The organism is Paenibacillus sp. 1-18, assembly GCF_000520755.1.
In the GTDB taxonomy this organism is placed as follows: Bacteria; Bacillota; Bacilli; order Paenibacillales; family Paenibacillaceae; genus Paenibacillus; species Paenibacillus brasilensis.
On sequence record NZ_ASSB01000399.1, the window covers coordinates 22,239 to 39,488 of the forward strand.

The following is a 17,250-nucleotide window of genomic DNA, read 5'->3' on the forward strand; positions in this document are numbered from 1 at the left end:
TTAAGCTCTGAGCTATGGAATATGTACGGACCAACTGAAACAACTATATGGTCCTCCATTGACAAGATGGAGACGGGCAGGAAAATCACAATTGGTCGCCCTATCGCAAATACCCAGTTCTATGTTTTGGATGCTGCTTTAAAACCTGTACCCATAGGTATGGTTGGGGAGTTGTATATAGGCGGTGATGGAGTTGCTACGGGTTATTTGAATCGGGATGAGGAGACGAAGCAGAGCTTCTTGACCAACCCCTTTCTAAATGATTTTAGTTCAAAAATATATAAAACAGGGGATCAGGCCCGCTATTTACAAGACGGTACAGTAGAGTGCCTAGGGCGTTTGGACCATCAAGTAAAAATTCGGGGTTTTCGTATTGAAATAGGTGAAGTTGAGGACGCCATACAGCAAGTGGAGGGGATATCCCAAGCTATTGTAGTAGTCAGAGAGGAAGGAGACGATAAACAATTAACTGCCTTCTTAATCCCTGACAACCAGGAGCATCCACCTGATATATCAGTTTTACGGGAGGAAATCACTTGTTTATTACCGAGTTACATGCTTCCTGCTCTGTTTGTCTATGTTACAGGCTATCCGATGACACCTAATCAGAAAGTAAATCGGACACTACTTATCTCCATGGATCTGATAACGCTCCAACAAATCTTTGGCATCAAACCCTTGGCAGTAAAGGCGAAAAGGTGCGAGATGCAACAAACTGTTATGTCCAGAAATCCGACTGAGGCATTACAAGGTTTAGTCGAACGTCAAATGGTGTGCTTTATTTCTGATATGAAGAAACAGCCACCTGAAAGTCTGGATGTACATGCTAATTTCGGTTCAATGGGATTTGATTCTATTTCGTTTACGAGTCTTTCTGTTGCGATCAATAAGCATTACGATGTGAAAACTATGCCTACGTTATTTTATACGTATTCTACGATTCATCGTTTTGCCCACTATCTGAGTGTGACTTATTTTGATAAACTGGCGTACATTCACTGTGACGAACTTTCCTTGACCACACGGCAGGGGGAAGAGGAGTCGTTAAACGAGAGTTGTTCTGCGAAGAGCTCGGAAATAAAATATATAGCCTCTCCGTCCGGTGAAAAGGACATCGCAATTATAGGAATGAGCGGAAAACTTCCAGGATCACCTGATTTAGATGTTTTTTGGAATAATATTATAAAGGAAAAAGATTTAATTACGGAGATTCCTGCAGATCGATGGGACTGGACTCACTTTTATGATAAAAGCAATGAGGACCCGAATAAATCTGTTTCAAAATGGGGGGGATTTATCTCAGATATCGATAAATTTGATGCCTCTTTTTTCGGTATCTCCCCCCGGGAGGCAGAATTGATGGACCCACAGCAGCGAATGATGCTCGAAACGGTATGGGAGACGATTGAAAATGCAGGATATAAAGCTTCTGATCTTGCCGGTTCAAACACAGGGGTATTTATCGGCGCTACCAGCTCTGACTATGCTGAAATTCTGATGCGTGAACATGATATTGATTCGCACACCTTATCCGGGATTGCTGCCAATGTCATTTCAAACCGAATATCATATTTTTATGATTTAAAAGGTCCGAGTGAGCTTTTGAATACCGCTTGCTCTAGTTCATTAGTTAGTGTGAATCGTGCAGTGGAAGCTATTCGTAGCGGTGCTTGTGATACAGCTTTTGCTGGTGGAGTTAATTTGATTCTGAGTCCGTTTGCTCATGTTGCACTGAGTAAAATCAATATGCTTAGTAAAGACGGGCGATGTAAAGCTTTTGATTCATCGGCAAACGGCTATGTTCGTGGGGAAGGATGCGCCGTCATTTATTTGAAGCATCTTTCCAAGGCAGTGGAGGATGGTGATCATATTTATGCAGTCATCAAAGGTTCGGCGGTCAATCACGGAGGGAAGACCAATTCTCTAACGGCTCCTAGCAGCACTGCCCAATGTGATTTGATAAGACGTGCTTTTCATGATGCGGGCTTTGACCCTACTTCTTTAGGATATTTAGAAGCACATGGAACCGGAACTGCGCTCGGCGATCCTATTGAACTAGATGGTATGTTACAAGCACTTAGTGCCCTTTATGAAGAGTGGGGTCATCCTCCAGCCAGGCTTCCTCACTGTGGCGTTGGTTCAGTTAAGACGAATATCGGTCATTTGGAGGCAATGGCTGGATTAGCTGGCTTAATTAAGGTAGTGTTGTCGTTATACTACAAGCAAATTCCGGGGAATTTGCATAGAAAGGAGCTTAACCCTTATATCTCCCTGGATGGGAGTCCGCTATATTTGATCGGAGAAACCCAGGCCTGGACGCGGCTAAAGAATAAATCAGGTAATCAATTGCCGCTACGGGGCGGGGTTAGTTCTTTTGGTTTTGGTGGAACAAATGCACATGTTCTCCTGGAAGAGTACTCTGGTGAACCTCAGGAGGTATGTACATCAGACCTGGGAGATCATCAAGTTCTGATTGTTCTTTCCGCGAAACAAAAAAAGGAACTGGAAGATCGGGCGAAGCAATTACTTAGCTATTTATATGAGTTAGAAGCCCACGGTTCTCCTGTCAAACTGGAGTCTATAGCTTATACGTTACAAATCGGTCGTGAACCAATGCGGGAACGGCTTGCCATGCTCGTCTCAGATGTGGCAGAACTAAAGGTAGTGCTGGACCGCTATATAAAACAAAGTGAACTTCCTTCTAATGTATATACAACCGTGGGCACAACGGGGATGGAATCCATATTTGATGACGGGGAATTGGACGAGATTGTCACAGAACTGGTTGAACGACGTCAAGGTCTTAAGTTAGCTAAACTGTGGGTAAACGGTTATAAACTGAACTGGAATTTACTTTATTCCAATGGTGTACCCAATAGAGTGCCCCTACCAACCTATCCTTTCCGTAAGGAATCACACTGGATAACGGTACGAAATAGTAAACCGCAATACGGAACGAATCGTGGCAATCTTGCGCTAAATTCCATGCTGGACGAGGTCCTTCTGTCTAAGAGCATTAAAAAAGGGCTAGTGTTCCGTAAATTATGGAGCGTTTCAGATGCAATTGTAGGCGCTCACATCGTGAACGGAGAGTGTGTATTTCCTGGAACAGGCTATTTGGAAATGGTCATACAGGTAGCAGAACGAATAGGAAAGGCAACGGCATGGCATTTGAAAAACATCTATTGGCTGCAGCCCCTGATTATACATGAGAGTACAGTAGCTGAAGTACTGATTTCTATGCAGGAAGAAGACGATGGCTACTGTTTTCAGATCGAAAGCATAACGCCCGAAGGCATTATATTGCATTCCAAAGGGTCTATTGTTCTGGAAACAGCTGATCATCAGATGCCGACGGATTATGTCTCAATCGACGATATTAGAAGGCGCTGTCCGTATGAATTAACGAAAAAACGGTTCTACGAACAGATTGCTGAGGGTAGTGGTATTGCTTATGGTCCATATTTTCAGGCGATGGAAATGATTTACTACAGTGAAAAAGAGGCCCTTGGTCAGATTCATCTGAAAAGTGAATTTGAGAATGAACTGAGTGAATACAATATTCACCCTGTGTTGATGGACAGTGTATTGCAAGCCATGGGCTGTTTGTTCAACCAAAATACAGAAAAGGGCGTATCCAAGCTCCCCTTTTCTGCCGAACATATTCATGTCATGGAGCCACTACGTGCTTGTGATTATTATGTATATGCGATCAATCGAGGTAAAGATATTCATGATCTGGCATTGCTCGATCAACAGGGAAAAATATGCGTTAGCTTTCATAACCTTTCATCCCGTGAAGTCAAGGAAAAACGAGATGCCCATCTTTTTGTTCCTCAATGGGTAGCTGTTGAGGATGTGCACAACAAAGAATATGCATCAGATAAATATGGGAAGGTATTAGTTGTATCGAGTAATAAAGAAACCAACCTGCACAAGTTAGCGTTCATAAAGGCTTTACAGTATCATGGCTTAACGGTTATTGAAGCTCAACTGGGGGAAAAAACCTCCATGTCATCTCCGGAGGATGTCGTTCTCGGGTATAATGATGTTCCTTCTTACAAAGCTTGGATAGAGGATCAGGAAGTCAGATACATTTTTTTCCTAACAGACATGTCAAATCCGCTGAAGCAAGCTGATTTTCTTCACTGGGATGAGGAACAGAATACCGGTCTTATGGCTCTGTTTTATCTTAGCAAAGCATTAAGCTCTGCACAGGAAATTCGGATGATTACAGTAACAAACGGACTATTTGAGGTAGTGCCCGGTGAGGAAATTTCTCCGCTACATGCAGGAATCAGTGGATTTCTGAAGGGTGCTTCGTTGGAGTATCCATCAGTGTCCATGCTCCTCGTGGACCTTCCTGCTACAAACAGTAAGGAGTCAGCACCTCTGCAGGTTTATGCTGATGTTGTTGTAAAAGAAATGCTTCAAGGAACAACAGGTGAAGTGGCTGTCCGTGGTGGAAAGCGTTATATTCGTAGACTCATCAAGTTGGATCTTCCGTTTGCCGAGGGATCAGCAATTAGACACCAAGGAGTGTACTGGATTGCAGGAGCAGGAGGCATTGGGTTTGAACTGGCTTTATATTTGGCAAGTACATCTCAGGCACGTTTAATCCTTATGGGGCGAAGCCCACAAGATGAGGAAATGCAAAAGAAGCTCGAACTCATTCGTCAGGCGGGTGGAGAGGCTCAATATATACAGACGGATATTACCGATCCGAACAGTATCAGACAAACACTTGAACAGACCAAGCTAATGTACGGCTCTGTGCATGGTGTATTTCATACAGCTATGGTTCTTCAGGATATGAGAATTGGATTTATGAATGAGGACACATTCAAGAAAGTACTCAGCCCGAAGCTTAAAGGGAGTGTTACCCTCTATGACGTGTTCCGGGAAGAATCTCTTGATTTTATGATGTTTTTTTCTTCAACTAATGCGATTTTGGGGAACACTGGGCAGTGTCATTATAGTGCGGCTTGTTCATTTCAGGATGCTTTTGCAGCATGGATGGGGAAAAAAGTTCCATTTCCTGTGAAAGTAATGAACTGGAGCTTTTGGGGAAGTACAGGGGCCGTTGCTACAGAACGATATCACAGACTGTTGACTGAGGCAGGGATGCTTCCTATTCAGACTGCTGAAGGAATGCAACTCATCGAGCAATCACTTATACATCCAGTAACACAACTAATCATATTCAAAGCCTCATCGGAGTTGACTCGAAAGCTTGGATTTGCTACTGAAGTTCGGAAAAAAGTATATTTGCCCAAGGTCCCTTCTATAGTCCAGGATGTCCGACTCCACTCGGAGCTGTCCGAAGACAGACAGCAGCAAATTGATCAGCTGAAGAGAGGGTTTAAGGAGCTAGAAACTTTTTCTTTATATTTACTTTTAGAATATTTCTGGAAGAGCGGTCGTTTTCAAACTTCTGGTGAATGTTGGTCTAATTTAAAACTGAAAAAAGATTTTGGTATTATCCCCAAGTATGAACGGCTTTTTGACGCAATGCTGGATATCCTTGAACGTGGAGGCTTCATAAGCCGTATCGGGGAAGAGTTAGTAACTACTGATTTGGTAACCGATGAAAAGGTTCACTTGGATATATCAGTCCTGTTGCAAAAGAAAGAAGCCTTTAATGTTTCTTACCCCTCCCTGGCTCCTTACTGTCAATTGCTTTGGCAATGTGTAACTAATTATACGGAAGTTCTGAAGGGGCAGAAGGATTACATCACAGTTATGTTTCCTGATGGTTCAAAAGAACTTGTCCAAGGCATTTATCAGGGAAATGTTATATTGGATTACTACAATGGATTGGTAGCTGAAGCAGTGAGTAGTTATGTACAAAAGCGTTTGAGAACTAGTGGTACTGATATAATACGAATATTGGAAATCGGAGCTGGAACGGGGGCCACTAGTGCTCTAGTTTTAGATGGATTAAACGATTATTCCGAAAAGATTGAATATGTATATACAGATGTTTCTGCCAGTTTCACAACCCATGGTTCAGCAGTGTATGGTGGTAAATATAAAAATATCCGGTTTCAAGTACTTGATATCGAGCAGTCTCCCTGTAGTCAAGAGTTTTTGCCAGACAGTTTTGATTTGATTTTGGCAACCAACGTTCTTCATGCTACACGCTCACTAGAGCAAACTTGTCAACATATAAAAGAAGTGCTCAAAACAAACGGGCTGCTGGTCATCAATGAGATAACGTATTTCCAAAACTTTTCCACTTTAACGTTTGGCTTAACAGATGGATGGTGGAATTTTGAAGATCAATACAGAATTAAAAATTCTCCGTTGTTAAGTGCTGATGCTTGGAAAGAAGTATTGCTTCTTAACGGATTTCGACATGTAGATATTTATGGTCTGAGGAATGAACATGGGGTCAATGATCAATCCGTTATTCTAGCAGAAGGGGATGGTACGGTAATTTTGGATGGCTCTACGAAAAGTATGGCTGAAGTATCTACAATATCTGTCGGAACGAAGGAAGCGCCCCAGTTCTTCTCGCCTGAATACAGAAAAAATCTGGTTGCACCAAAGATGTATCGAACACCAGACCTGAAGCGGGAGCTGAAGGAAGAGGATTTGTTTGAGGCAATTTGTGAATATTTGATACACAAGCTATCAGAAAAATTAAAAATTGATCTGAAAAAGATTGATAGAGACACAGTTTTTAACGAAATTGGCGTGGATTCTCTAATTATTATTGAATTAAATAAAGAACTTGAACGGGATTTCCCCAAGCTTCCAGCTACGCTGTTTTTTGAATACTCAACTGTAGAAGCGTTGGGAACTTACTTTACTCAAGAATACCGGGAAAGGTTGATTGATCTTTTCCAAGTGAAAGAGGAGGTTGAGCCCTCGTCCCGACCAGCTTTACAGCTATCTATTCGTACACCTGAAAAACAAGACTCCTTGCAAGCACAAGACACACAGATCGGACAGATAGATAGAGATATTTTACTTTTAGATGATGAGGAGACTTCAAGAGAAAAAGATATAGCAATCATCGGTTTAGCTGGTCGTTATCCTTTAGCCGATAATTTGGATGAGTATTGGGATAATTTAGTTAACTCACGTAATTGTGTTACCGAGATTCCGGCTGAACGCTGGGATTGGCGGCGTTATTATGATCCTCATAACCGTGAACAGGGCAAAGGTAGCAGCAAGTGGGGGGGCTTTATTCGGAATGTGGACATGTTTGATGCAGAATTGTTCCAGATTTCCGAAGATCATGCCCGAGAGATGGACCCGCAGGAGCGACTGTTCCTTGAGACTACATGGTCACTCCTAGAAGATGCGGGTTACCCAGGACAAACCCTGGCTGAAAGGGGAGAGAAGGTGGGTGTGTTTGTCGGTGTTATGTACGGTGCTTACGGACAAATTTCTACCCGTGCATGGGAAAATGGCACAGCGACGAACGCCCAATCCGCCTATTGGCTAATCGCCAACCGTACCTCCCACTTCTTTAACTTTACAGGACCCAGTATGGCCATAGATACAGCATGTTCTTCGTCGCTATCTGCGATTCATAATGCATGCGGAAGTATTTGGCGCGGAGATTGTAGCATGGCAATAGCCGGCGGAATCAATCTAATTTTACATCCAAGACAGCTTGTAAGATTGGCTAACTTGAACAATTTGTCCAATTCAAATCAGAATAGGTCGTTTGGTGAGGACGGAGAGGGCTTTGTAGAAGGAGAAGGAGTAGGAGCCGTCCTATTAAAACCACTAGATAAAGCTATTCAGGATCAGGATTATATTTATGGAGTCATTAAAGGGACAGCTGTTAATAACAGTGGTCAATCAAGCACCTTTACAACACCTAGTCTCAATGCTCAGTTAGACGTAATAGAACAATCGTTGCAGCGTGCGAGGGTAAACCCGGAAACGATTAATTATGTAGATGCGCATGCGACAGGCACGACTCTGGGTGATCCTATAGAAATTCGCGCCTTAAGCCTTGCCTTTTCAAAATATACAGACAAGAAGAACTTTTGTTCTATAGGCTCGATCAAGTCCAATCTCGGTCATTTGGAGGCAGCATCAGGTATTTCTGCTTTAACGAAGGTGCTACTGCAAATGAGGTACGGCAAGATGGTACCTACACTTCATGTTGACAGATTAAATCCGTTTATAGCTTTTGAAGATTCACCGTTTCATGTACAACGCAAACTTTCGGACTGGAAGCGTTCAACTGTGACGGAGGATGGATATTTAAAAACACTACCTAGAAGAGCGGGTATCAGCTCATTTGGAGCCGGGGGATCTAACGCTCATCTGATTGTGGAAGAGTATATCAAAGATACGTTGGTCACGTCATCCTCCAAACCAGTGCTAGTAGTATTGTCTGCCCTTACTGAGAACAGCCTAAGAGGTTATGTCAAAAAGCTCCTTGCTTTTATTGCACAACGGCAGAACTCAGAGATGAAAGAAACCTTAATCTTGGAGTCGATTGCATATACACTACAAACAGGGCGCAAAGAGATGAAAGAACGGCTTGCCTTGGTGACGAGCAGCATAGAAGAGCTTACTGACAAACTTATGATTTTTTTGAATAGGGGAACAGTTCATGCTTTATTTAGAGGAAGTGTTTCCTCATCACGTTACCCGAAAATTATGACGGACAACGATGGGTTGGAAACCATTGCCCGTCATTGGGTGAACGGAGCCACGGTTCATTGGGAAACGTTGTACCGCAGTACACAGTTACCTAAGCGTACTCCTTTGCCGACTTATTGTTTTGATCGTAAATCATACTGGATTCAAGAAGAGCAGACAGCACTTGACATTGTCCAACCTACGCATACGGCAACCTACAACTATGACGACCCTTATTTAAGGGATCATGTTTCTGAGGGAAAGCGAACGTTATTGGGTGTAACGTATTGCAGCTTGGCCTATGAAGCGTTTCAATGCTCCGTACACCAGACTGCGGTAATGCAAGTCGACAGCTTCCTTTTTCAAGAACCGGTTGGTCTGCAAAAGGAAGAGCGGGTAGAAATAATAACCAACGTGGAAGAGGAAGATGGAAAGGCTTATATGACTCATCGATTCCGGTATAGTACCTCGGAGCAGGTAAAAACAGCTGCAAAGGGAGTGCTGCTGAGGACTGGAGACATTAAAAACTATAGCCTATCGCGTCCTTCCTTTATCAATCAACATCCAATCAATGGTCGAGAATTGTACAATTCTAAACCAGGGGTATACGGCCCGTCTCTTCATACCATACAAGAAGTGTTGGTTTCTAAAAAGGATAGAAGTGTATGGGGATATCTTAAGCTCACGGGTGAGATGAAGCATGGACGGCAATATGCAGTTCATCCTGCATTATTAGACGCTGCAGTTCTTTGTCGCTTGGCGCTACAGCACCCGCAGAAGCAGGACCGGTTCATTCCGTTGTTGGTAAAGCGTCTGTGTATATTTGGGGATTTACCTGCTGAGTGCTATTGTCGCGTACAAGAAGTAAAAACCAATAGTGAGATTTGGGAAGGAGATATCGAACTAACAGATTCAGCTGGAAAAGTGCTTGTTTTAATGAAAGGTTTTGTGTGCAAAAAACTCAATTCAAGAAATGATGGGGATGGGAAACCGGCACTTGAAAGGTGTGAAGCTAAGACTATGCAGGAATCGGAATCAGTTGCCAAGGATCTCTTGAACGAAGTTAAATCATTCCTAACAGACAAAATTGGACACACAATGCATATATCTCCGTTGGAATTTGATCCGACATGTAATTTCATGGACATGGGTATTCAATCAAGTGATTTAATCAGGCTCGTCCAGAATCTCCAGCAGAGTTTGGGTGTTCAATTATATCCAACTCTGTTTTTTGAGTATCCTAACGTTGAACAGTTGGCTCTTCATATAGCTCAAGAGTACGGGGACCAGTTTACTAAGAGAGTTCCTTTAAGACAAAAGTCCCATCTCGTGCCACCTGAGGCGCTTGCTGAGGACGTACAACATCTACAAGAAGAGTTGGCTATCCCGGAAAATGAACCGATAGCTATTATTGGGTTTAGCGGGTATATGCCTCAATCTGATGACCTTAATGATTTCTGGAATAAACTTGTTCAGTCAGAATGTATGGTGACGGAAATTCCTCCAGACCGCTGGAACTGGCGGAATTACTATAATGAATCCCCTGACGATAAGGATAAGACTCGCGTCATTTGGGGCGCTTTTATGAAGGAAGTGGACAAGTTCGATCCTGAATTTTTCGGAATATCCCCGAGAGAAGCCAAACTTATGGATCCGCAGCACCGTCTTTCTTTAGAACTGGTGTGGAAAGCTATCGAAGATGCAGGGTATAACCCGAGAAAGTTGGCCGGAAGTAACACGGGAGTATTCATTGGCGTAGCAGGACATGACTACGCGGACGTTATAGCCAAAGGAAATGTGGACAGTCAAGCACAGGCTCTAACGGGTGGGGCGCATAACATGCTCACGGGTCGAATTTCATTTTTACTCGACCTTCATGGTCCAAGTGAACCGATTGATACGGCTTGCTCCAGCTCATTGGTTGCTATTCATCGAGCTGTTGAGTGTCTTCATCAAGGGGAGTGTGATTTGGCTCTGGCGGGTGGAGTAAACGTCATTGCAAGCCCGTCATTATATATTTCATTTGACAGTGTAGGCATTTTGAGCCCTGATGGCAAGTGCAGAACATTCGATAAGGATGCAAATGGTACTGTTCGAGGGGAAGGCGCAGGAATGTTGTTACTGAAGCCGCTGAGCAGAGCGATTCGCGATCGGGATCATATTTACGGTCTGATTCGCGGAACTGCTGTCAATCATGGTGGCAAGGCTAGCTCGCTCACCGCCCCCAATCCTAATGCTCAGGCAGCAGTGATTGTATCAGCATACGAAAAAGCAGGGATGGATCCAGGAACAGTGAGCTATATTGAAGCACATGGAACAGGAACATCTTTGGGAGATCCCGTTGAAATTAATGGATTGAAACGGGCTTTCAAAAAGCTGTACAGTCAATGGAACCGAGAGTATTCGGGCAAACATATTGCAATTGGTGCCTTAAAGCCGAATATTGGTCATTTGGAAACAGCTTCAGGCGTAGCGGGTATACTGAAAATTATTACAGCTATGCAGCATAAAACGTTACCGGGAATTGCTAATTTAGACCAAGTTAATCCATATATCCAACTTGAGGACACCCCTTTTTATTTGCTGGAGCAAACTCAGGAATGGGAGCGGATTAAAGATGTGGAAGGACGCGAACTCCCATTTCGGGCAGGAATCAGTTCCTTTGGTTTTAGCGGGGTAAATGCCCATATTGTGATTGAAGAGTATACTAGTAAATTCCATTCAATGGAAGAGGAGGAACCGCAACTCATCGTTTTATCAGCGCATCATGAACAGGAGCTTTGTCGATATGCGGATTCTTTGTACAGCTTTATAGAAAGCTCACAAACTAATGCTTCAAGCTCTGACTCTACTCCGACATCGCTATCTTCCGATCTTGAGAAGGAAGTGACTGAAATGGTTGCAAGGATCGCTTGTCTCTCAGAAGAAGATTTAGAGATGGAGACTTGCTTGTCAGAATGTGGATTTGATGACCCTATTTTATTAAACCAACTGAAGAGTGAATGTATTAAACGTTTTGAGATGAACCCTGATAGGCTGCATTTGTATGTCGACTCTAGCCTGAAGCAATTAATTGCGAGCCTTGCTCTCGTTGTCAATCTTCAATCTGTTCCCAAAGGAGAGGGGAAACAGTTTGTCTGTCCTACCTTGCGGCAAATTGCGTACACCCTTCAGACTGGCAGGGAGGCATTAAAGCAAAGGCTTGTGATAGTTGCAAAGGATCGTGCAGATTTATGTGTAAAGCTCCGACGATACCTTAATGGAATTCCGGCAGAGTATATGTATTCAAGCTCTACTACTTCACCTGCATATGTCATTGATAGCTCGCGATCCACTATTGATACGAAAGCACCGTTAGATTTAAAGCTTGCTAAGCTTGATGAAATTGCACGCTTATGGGTTAACGGAGAAAAAGTTATGGATTGGGAACATTTATATACCAAGCCTTTACCAAATAGGGTTTCGTTACCCACATATCCCTTTTCCCGTGGTCGCTATTGGGTTGAACCTGCTGAAGAACAGCAGGGTTGGTTTGTGCCGGTCGCTAAAGCTAGCCTGACGGAACTCATTGACAGTAATGAATCGACATTGCAAGGCCCTTGTTATAAAAAAACATTCAGTGCGGATGATTTTTATATGAGGGAACATGTGATAAAGGATCATATGCTGGTTCCGGGGGTGATCTATCTGGAGATGGCCCGTATGGCTGGGGAGCTTGCAGATCCTTATCGAAATGTTATTGGCCTATCACAGGTGACATGGATACAGCCAGTCTATCTCGATACACCGTCTATAGACATCTGGACTTCGATTCATCTAAGTCAGAGCGGACACCATTTTCAGATGCGTAAGGCAGACGGATCACTCTGCTCTCAAGGTGAAATCCAGTATGGAAAATTACCGAATGGTCCTACGGAACGACTGAATCTACAAGAGATCATTCATAGCTACGAAGGAATTATGGAAGGAAGCGAATTGTACAAGTTGTATAACAGTGCAGGATTCACATACGGTCCAACCTTCCGGCCCGTACACAAGCTATGGTTCAATTCCGTAGAGGCCTGTTCGAGTATTCACTTGCCTGAAGGACTGGAGGAAAGCTTTCACTCCTTTCTGCTGCACCCTGTTTTGCTGGAAGGGGCCTTGCAGACTGCAGGATTTTTGGCTAATCGACATATACAAAGTGACAGTCCTGCTGTACCTTTTGGGCTGGGCAGTATTGAAATTTATGGAGAGCTGCCGAGTCACTGTATGGCCTATGCGACTTTTTCAAACCGTGCAACTGAAAACAATCTTTGTTTAGACGTATGCTTACTTGACGATGCAGGTCGTGTTCTGGTCAAGATCAGAGACTACAAAGTGCGACCGATAAAAAAAAAAAAGTGAATCAAACGTTAATGTATCGCCCAGCTTGGGAGATTACAAGTGAAAGTGGTCCTAATTACGGGGAAACCGGAACGATCGTCCTGTTTGCTCAAAATGAAGGGTTGAGTAGTGAGTTGTCTCGTCTGATTGGCCAGAAGGTCATCCTCGTCCAACAAGGAGATCATTTCCGACGTATAAATGAGTTCGTATACGAGCTTAATCCGGTCAATGAAAAAGATTATTGGCAACTGTTTCAGGACTTAAAAAAATCAGTTTCAGGCTATACCCATATCGCACATCTATGGTCTCTCGATCACAAAAGTAAAAAAGGAAGCAAAATGACACAGATGGATCGAGGACTATTTTCAATCTTTAAAATCAGTCGCGTTATCTCCGAATTAGGGGTAGACCGTCAGGTCCACATTGTGTATATGTATTTCAACTCGGAGCCGACTGATGCGGCTGTTGGAGGCTTTCAAAAAAGCCTGCATCTTGAACATCCGCAATTACGTGGGCGAACGGTGGGAGTGGACTCAAGCCATTTGAAACTACTTCCATCCATTTTGCAGAAGGAAATTGATAAAGGTTGGGGAGGACAGGAAGTACGTTATAGTGGAAAGACCCGCCAAGTAAAAAAGCTGGTTGCCTGTGACTTGTCAGTTTGGCAAAGTGTTACGTTCAAACACAATGGGATTTATCTAATTACAGGCGGCATGGGAGGGATCGGCTTCCAGATTGCTTTGTACTTGGCTAAGGTATATCACGCGAAATTAATCTTGAGTGGACGCTCTCCGTTACATGAGGGGATTCACAGGAACCTGGATAAGCTTAAAAAAACAGGAGCGAAAGCGATTTATATTCAAAGTGATATTTCTGTCAGAACAGATGTCGAACACTTGATCCGTCAGGCTCGTATTCATTTTGGACAGATACATGGCATTCTGCACTGTGCGGGGGAAATTCGAGACTCACTAATTTTACGAAAAAAACTCAGTGATATTCGGGAGGTGATCGCTCCTAAGGTGTCAGGAACAATTTACTTGGATGAAGAAACGAAGGACGAGCCACTGGACTGGTTCGTCTTATTTTCTTCCATATCGGGAGAGTTCGGTAATAGGGGCCAGTGTGATTATGCTTACGCAAACAGTTTTATGGACAATTTCTCCTATAAACGTGAGAACATGCGAAAGGAAGGAAGGAGGCATGGGAAAACGCTCTCTATTAATTGGCCTATGTGGAAAAACGGGGGGATTCAAGTAGATGAACCTACCCGGCATTTGATGAAGGAAACGTTAGGTCTGGATTCCATAAGTTCCGAACAGGGTGTGAAGATTTTGGAAAACGGTTTGGCCATGAACGAGAATCATCTCACGATACTCCATGGGGATGCCGAAAAAATTAACGCTGTTTTTTTTAATGACAATTAAAGCCAACTAAAAGGAGGGGTTTGTATATGAATGACCATGCGAGTCTATCAGAAAAATTAACCAGGGACTTAATTAGTGTAATTAGTAAAATATCAAGCATAAGTGAGCAAGATATCTCTCTTCAAGATGATATGGACAAATATGGATTTAACTCTATTACATTGATGGAGTTGGCCAACGATCTAAATAAAAAAATGGGACTTTCTTTAACACCTGCCGCTTTTTTTGAGTTAAAGGAGCTTACCCCCTACTCACTTGTGCAGCATTTATGTAGTAAATATGCTCAGGAGCTGACGAGGTATTATAACACCTTGTCTTCCTCCGTCAGCTCTACCGGGGAATCAACGTTGAATAGTCTTGTAGGACGAACACATATTATGGCAAAAGCGGTTAATCCTTTTCGTTTTCATGATCAAGTTAATGATTCTATCCAGCCCCAGCCCCTAGACACGTTCAAGCAAGATCCGCTCGAAGAGCCAATCCAAGAAAGCAGGTCTTCTTTGTCTCACGCCGAGGATGATTATACGCCCATTGCCGTAATTGGGATAGGTGGGATGATGCCGCAATCCGACAGCATCGAAGAATTTTGGACACACCTTTGTGATAGTCATGATCTGATTACGGAGATACCGTCTAATCGCTGGGACTGGCGCGAGTATCATGGGGATGCAATGAGAGAGAGGAACAAAACACTATGTAAGTGGGGAGGGTTTTTAAAGGATGTTGATACGTTTGAGCCTTCCTTTTTCCATATGTCTCCCAAGGAAGCTGAGATTATGGACCCTCAGCAGCGAAAATTTCTTGAAGTTGCGTGGAAGACCATTGAGGATGCCGGCTACAAGCCTTCTGCTTTGGCTGGTAGCCTGACCGGGGTATTTATCGGTGTAACGAACAATGAATATACGGATTTAATTGCAGAATCAAAGCTTCCTGTTGATAGCCATTCCATCGTAACTAATGCTCATTTTCTTATTGCAAACCGAACATCATATTTTTTTGACTTTCATGGTCCCAGTGAGGCAGTAGATACTGCTTGTTCCAGTTCGGGCGTAGCTCTTCATCGAGCTGTTAGTTCGCTTCATACTGGCGAATGTAGTACAGCCCTTGTAGGGGGCGTTAATGTGTTGGCGTCACCGCGGAATATGATTGCATTTGATGTGGCAGGCATGCTAAGTAGGGAAGGACGCTGTAAAACGTTTGATCAAAATGCAGACGGATTTGTTCGGGGAGAGGGGATAGGGGCACTTCTACTAAAGCCACTCCCCCAAGCGATAGCTGATCACGATTCAATTTACGCTGTAATTAAAGGAAGCGCGGTTAATCACAATGGGCGATCCAAATCTTTGACAGCACCTAATCCTGCTAGTCAAGCAGAGGTGATAAAGTCAGCGTTGTCTCAAAGTGGCGCTAAGGCATCCACGATTACTTACATGGAAGTTCACGGCACTGGAACAGCGCTGGGTGATTCAGTTGAAATTGAAGGGATGAGACGTGCTTTTCAAGAGATGGCGGATGTTTCTGATTTGGCTTCCACGTCTGCCCCTTTTTGCGGATTAGGGTCTGTGAAAACTAATATCGGCCATCTTGAAGCAGCTTCCGGGATGGCCAGTCTTTTGAAGGTGATTTTGGCGCTCAAATATAAGCAGCTACCGCCCAGTCTCCACTGTAATACATTAAATCCACACATGCAGCTTGATAAAAGCCCATTTTATGTTGTGCGGGAAAAAACAGAATGGAAAAGAATAATAGATTCTCATAACAATAAAGAAATACCACGACGTGCGGGTATTAATATTTTTGGTGCAGGAGGAGTAAACGCCCATATAGTTTTGGAAGAGTATGAACAACATACCGAAGCAGAGCCAACGGATGAGTTAGAACAGGTCGCCTTGCTTTTCTCGGCCCGTACCCAAGAAAGCCTTCGTGAGATCGTGAAGGAAACAGCAGATTTTGTGGAGCGGCATACCCATCTAAATCTAAAGGATGTTGCCTATACATTACAAACAGGTCGGGATGAGATGCCAGAGAGGGTCGTACTGGTCGTGAGTTCGCTAGAGGAGTTTATTTCAAAGGCCCGGATTTATCTAAACAACTCAAAAGAAGTGAAGAAGGTGGGCATTTACCAAACAGATCAAAAAATAGTGAGAGATGGTATTTGTGATCTTATGAATGATGATGCAGTAAGTGAAATATATCTTGATATGTTACTTCAACACCATCAATGGGCTCCGCTCTCCAAGCTTTGGGTGAACGGTGTCTCTGTTGTATGGGAGCACATCTATAAAGATGAGCCTAGAAGGAAAGTACATCTTCCGACTTATGTATTTGCCAAGCAAAGGTACTGGTTATCCCGTTATAAAGAAAGCAGTGGGTTAGCGAAGCCTTCTACATTGATGCCTGAACTGTTGACACAATCCATATCTGGCGTTGAAAGAGAGTTATCAAATCCACAGGAGATTCTTACTTTATACTTTAAAAATAAAACTGCCTCTATACTGGGCATGCATGTAGAAGGTTTACAAGCTGATCGAAATTGGCAAGAGTTCGGGTTCGATTCCATTACAGCCACGAAGCTGAAATATGAAATAGAGCATGAATTGGGCCTAACGCTACCGATGGAAGTTCTTGGAGAGAGCAACTGTATTAATGAGTTGTCCGCTCGTGTTGTAAGCGACTTAAATCTGGAGGAATTTCTGCAAGCTATAGAGGGTAAGGGTCAATATACAAATTTAGATTCATTACAATCAGAAGAGCTGGATGCGCTGTATGAAGTCTTAAGCAAAAGATACACTGATTTGACCCGAACTTAACTTTGTCTTTCTTCATATGGTGTTATGCCATAATT

Annotated in this window: 3 protein-coding genes (1 of these 3 cut by a window edge); all 3 read left to right on the forward strand. The window is 43.3% G+C overall.

The genetic code is table 11. The features are described from left to right. Tightly spaced (at most 26 nt apart), the 3 genes in view from L693_RS0126910 to L693_RS0126920 form a layout consistent with a single transcriptional unit that may run on beyond the window. Positions 1-12,999, forward strand: partial view of a non-ribosomal peptide synthetase gene (locus L693_RS0126910; RefSeq protein WP_025721540.1) — the 3' portion only. 2,310 nt of this gene lie to the left of the window's left edge; only the last 12,999 of its 15,309 coding nucleotides appear in the window; its start codon lies off the left edge, out of view; it ends in the stop codon at positions 12,997-12,999. A gap of 11 nt (positions 13,000-13,010) precedes the next feature. Then, positions 13,011-14,405 carry an SDR family NAD(P)-dependent oxidoreductase gene (locus L693_RS0126915; RefSeq protein WP_025721542.1) on the forward strand — a complete coding sequence of 465 codons (1,395 nt, stop codon included), beginning with the start codon at positions 13,011-13,013 and terminating at the stop codon, positions 14,403-14,405. A 26-nt stretch (positions 14,406-14,431) separates the two neighbouring features. Continuing rightward, a complete protein-coding gene (locus tag L693_RS0126920) occupies positions 14,432-17,215 on the forward strand; it encodes a beta-ketoacyl synthase N-terminal-like domain-containing protein (protein WP_025721544.1) in 2,784 nt (927 codons plus the stop codon). Positions 17,216-17,250 lie beyond the last annotated feature (35 nt).